Source organism: Sandarakinorhabdus sp. (assembly GCF_031422795.1).
Lineage (GTDB): Bacteria > Pseudomonadota > Alphaproteobacteria > Sphingomonadales > Sphingomonadaceae > Sandarakinorhabdus.
Genome location: NZ_JANPML010000409.1, coordinates 1 through 4389, shown reverse-complemented (window position 1 = coordinate 4389; position 4389 = coordinate 1). Strand labels below are relative to the sequence as shown.

Annotated in this window: 3 protein-coding genes; 2 read left to right on the top strand and 1 reads right to left on the bottom strand. The window is 66.5% G+C overall.

From position 1 onward, the window contains the following. Positions 1–233: 233 nt before the first annotated feature. Complete coding sequence (locus RMO81_RS14280) at positions 234–974, top strand: 2OG-Fe(II) oxygenase family protein (RefSeq protein ID WP_310476572.1); 741 nt, start codon at positions 234–236, stop codon at positions 972–974. A 40-nt stretch (positions 975–1014) separates the two neighbouring features. Here the strand turns inward: RMO81_RS14280 and RMO81_RS14275 are convergent, their stop codons facing one another. Continuing rightward, positions 1015–2592, bottom strand: coding sequence for a hypothetical protein (locus RMO81_RS14275; RefSeq protein ID WP_310476570.1), 1578 nt, complete (start codon positions 2590–2592; stop codon positions 1015–1017). Positions 2593–2818: 226 nt separating this feature from the next. Between RMO81_RS14275 and RMO81_RS14270 the strand changes: the two genes are divergently transcribed. Then, positions 2819–4389, top strand: a 1571-nt coding sequence (locus tag RMO81_RS14270) for a pyridoxamine 5'-phosphate oxidase family protein (protein ID WP_310476569.1), incomplete at its 3' end; no start/stop codon positions are given.

Here is a 4389-nt window from a genome sequence, read left to right as displayed (position 1 = left end):
CGCTCGCGCCGCCGATCCAGCGCTGCCACTGTGGGCCAAGACGCTGCCAGCAGAAAATGCCTCCACCCGCATCCTGCAGCGGCTGGGATTCCGGCGAACCGGGATCGTGCAGGATCATGAAATCGGCGACGCATGGCGCTGGCAACTGGCGGCGTCTGCCTGAGTTTTGCGGGCCCAGCGTCTGGCCGACAGCTCTTGCGCCCGCGCCCCGAACGCGGCACGCACTGGCAGACATGATCGATACCGAACCCCTGCTCGTTCTCAATCCTGCGCTTGATCGGGCGGCGCTGGCCGCCGAATTTGCCCGGGATGGCCGCGTGCAGATCCGCGACGTTCTCACCGCTGAATCCGCCGCCGCCGTGCTGGAATTGTTGAGTCAGCAGACGCCGTGGGGGCTGTCGTGGCAGGCGGGCACCGATGGCCCGCACAAGCTGCGCCAGCCCGCCGCTGCCGCGCTGAACAGCGCTGATTGGCAATATATCTACGGCAAGCTTGGTGCCGCTCAGGCGCAGGGCGTGTTTGCCTTCATCTACTCGCAGTATCAGGCCTATGACGCGCACCGCGAAGGCTGGTCGGCCGGCCCGCAGCATGACCGGCTGTACACCGACATCAACTCCCCCGAAATTCTGGGCATGGTGCGCGAGGTGACGGCGCTGCCGCAGATCGTGTGGGCCGATACCCAGGCCACCTTGTTCGGGCCGCAGCAGTTCCTGTCATTGCACCAGGATATTTCCGATCAGGGCTGGCTGGTGGCCTATGTCTTCAGTTTTGCGGCGCAGGAATGGTCACCGGATTGGGGTGGCTATCTGAATTTCTACGACGATGACGGCGACATCATCCGCGGCTATCGCCCGCGCTTCAACAGCCTCAACATGTTCCGCGTGCCGCGCGATCACAGCGTGTCGTTCGTGCCGGGCTTTGCGCCGCCCGACCGTTTTGCCCTGACCGGCTGGTTCCGGGATCGCCAACTATAAGGCTGGGGTTCCAGCGCTGCCCGGCCACCCTGCGGCTTTATCAGGCCGCTTTCGGCAGCAGCCCCTTGATCAGCGCGTGGGCACGGGGATCGCGGATCATGGCCAGTGCGCCCTCCACGCCGCCCAGTTCGGCAAGCCGCGCCGCCGTGGCCGCTGCCGCCGCGCCATCGCCCGACAGTGCCTGCGCCAGGCACAGTGCCGCCAGCGTGGGCGGATAGGTCGGGATATGCTGGGCCGCTTCATTCAACAGCAGCAGCGCGTCTTCAGTCTTGGCCATCCCCAGCAGGCACAGCGCCATGCCGGTGAGATTATAGGGCCGCGCCGCCGATCGCGGATTGAGGCGCAGCGCCAGTTCGAAACGTTCCAGCCCGCGTGCCGCCTGGCCGTTGGCCACGTCGACCCAGCCGCCCCAGAACAGGGTGGACGCCGCCGCCGGCTGCAACTCCAGCGCTCGGCTGATCAACCGATCAGCCGCCGCCATGTCGCCGCCCAGGCACAATTGCACCCCGGCGGCATAACCCAGCACGAACGGATCATCGCTGCCGTGGCGCAGTGCCAGATCATAGTTTCGTTGCGCCAGGGCCCGGTGTGATGCGGTGGCGTGCGGCGCTGGATCATCGCTCCAGCCAGACGCTGCAATCATCGCGTGGCAGAACGCGGCCAGGGCTGCCGCCCAGGCATTCACCGGCTCCAGCACCAGCAATTGCGCCACAAGGTCGGCGGCTTCCAGCACGGGCTCGCGCTGCCATTGCCGGAACAACGCGTTGGCGCGCCAGAACAATTGATAGCGATCGGTCGGTTCCAGCGGCGTGGCAAGCGCCCGCTGCCGTTCGGCGATCTCCACCCGTGAATCGATCAACGGCGCGATGGTGGCGGCAATATGATCCTGCAGGGCGAACATGTTGGTAAGCGGCCCTTCAAAGCTTTGCGCCAGCAATTGCCGATTGGCTGGCCCATCGACCAGACGCAGGCTCACCCGCACCATCCCGCCATCCGCGCGCACACTGCCTTCCACCAGATAACGCACGCCCAACTGCCGGCTCAGCGCCAGCCGGTTGCCAGCCAATGGTGGGCCATTGGCCGAACCGGCCGCCACAACGAACAAGGTGGAACAGCAGGCCAATGCGCCAGACACGTCTTCGGCCACGCCATCGGCCACGAAACCCAGATCGCCCGCCGGCGACAGATCAGCAATCGGCAACACCGCGATCGACGGCTGGACCGGCAGCGGCGCGGCCGCGCCGCCCGGCAATTCGGCGGCGCTGGTTGCGGGCGGCGCTGCAGCAGCCGGACGGTTGTTGCCATCCAACGCCTGGCGCTGCTCGCGCAGCCAATCCTCGAACCCGTCTTCACCGGGCAGATCCATGCCTTCCAGAAACTCGCCGGGGCCGCTGCCGTTCAGCGCATCCACCGCCAGCCGGGTCAGATCAATCCACGCCCGCTGATAATCGGCATACAGCAGCGGCGATGCCTTGGCACCATTCACCGCCAGCCGCAGATTGGCCAGTTCACGGCGCAGGCTGGCCTGGGCCTGCACGGCCGGCCGGCTGCCCCACAGGCGATCCTGCAGCCAGCCGCGGGTACGCTCACCATCCGGTGCCATCACCAGCATGGCCATCAGGGCCCGGCCCTTGCGGCTGCTGATTTCGATGCGAACGCCATCGGGGCCGCTCAGCCGAAACGGGCCGACCAGTCGCAGTCGATAAATGCTCCCCCTCGATGACGGCATCAACAAAACCCCCGTATCCAGCTAAACCCTTGATGCCGATTGGATCAAGCGCGGATTTCCCGCCGGGTTCGCGCTGCATCGCAGCCGCAGCGCACCTGGCCAACAGTCAACCGCCATGGCCACATGCAAGGAGGTGGCCGATGTCATTACCGCCTTCGAACTGGCGGAGAGCCTGCCTTTCCTGGCCGATGTCGCGCGGCTGGAATTTGCCCGCGTGTGCGCCTGGCACGCCGCCGATCCGGCCAACGCCGGCCTGAATGATGGTGATGCCATCGGCCTGCTCGGTATCGAACTGCACAGCCGCCGCCGCAACCGCATGAACGGCAGCGTGCGCCGCAGTGGCGACGATGGCTTTGCCGTCCATGTCGAACACAGCTTCGGCAATTGCCCGCAATATATCCAGCTGCGCGACTGGCAGGCGGTTGTCCAGCCGGCCACAGTGCCGGGCCACGTGGTGCGGCAGGATCATCTCGACGCCGCAGCGCGCGCCATGATCGCGGCTGCCGATACATTCTTCGTCGCGTCGTATCTGGATGGCGACGCTGGCCGTCAGGTCGATGCCTCGCATCGCGGCGGCAAGCCCGGTTTCGTGCGCATCGAAGCCGATGGCGCGCTAACCATTCCCGATTTCGCCGGCAATCTGCATTTCAACACGCTGGGCAATTTCCTGCTAAATCCGCGCGCCGGGCTGACCTTTGTCGATTTCGCCAGCGGCGACCTGCTGCAGACGACCGGCGAGGCCGAGGTCATCCTGGAATCCCCCGAGATCGCCGCCTTCCAGGGCGCTGAACGGCTCTGGCGCTTCCGGCCGCGGATCGTCGTGCGCCGAGCGGCAGCGCTGCCGCTGCGCTGGACGTTCCGCGACTGGTCGGCCAATTCGCTGATGACCGGTTCGTGGGAAGACACGGCATCGCGGCTGCAGGCGCAGGCACTGGCAACGCAGTGGCGGCCGTTCCGAGTCGCGCGCATCGTCGATGAAAGCGCGGTCATCCGCTCCTTCCACCTCGAACCCGCCGATGGCGCCGGCATCACCCCGCACCGCGCCGGCCAGCATCTGCCCATCCGCCTCACCATTCCGGGCGAAGCCAAGCCCGTCGTGCGTACCTACACGCTGTCAACCGCGCCGTCGGACGGCTCCTATCGCATCAGCGTCCGGCGGCAGGGCCTCGCTTCGGCGTTTCTTCACGACCAGATTGGCGTTGGCGACATCATCGAGGCGCGCGCTCCGGCGGGCGATTTCACGATCGATGCCGCCGAACGCCGCCCCGCCGTACTGATCGGTGCCGGGGTCGGGGTGACGCCGATGCTCGCGATGCTGCGCCATTTGGTTTACGAAGGGCTGCGCACGCGGCGGGTGCGGCCTACCGTGTTCATTCAAGCAGCGCGTACCCGCAGCGAACGCGGCTTCGATGCCGAAATTGCCGAACTGGTGGCGCGCGCCGATGGCAAGGTGCGGCTGGTCCGCACGCTCGATGACACGACCGACGGCGCATTGGCCGGCGTGGACTATGAAGCCGCCGGCCGGGTCGACATGGCGTTGCTGCGCCAGGTGCTCGGATTTGACGATCATGATTTCTACCTGTGCGGCCCGCCGCCGTTCATGCAGGCGCTCTATGACGGCCTGCGCGATCTCAACATTGCAGATGGTCGCATCCATGCCGAAGCCTTTGGCCCGGCCTCCATGCG

Coding starts and splice junctions, on each gene's coding strand:
- RMO81_RS14280 (WP_310476572.1), top strand. CDS start 234: ATGATCGATACCGAACCCCTGCTCGTTCTCAATCCTGCGCTTGATCGG.
- RMO81_RS14275 (WP_310476570.1), bottom strand. CDS start 2,592: ATGGCCATGCTGGTGATGGCACCGGATGGTGAGCGTACCCGCGGCTGG.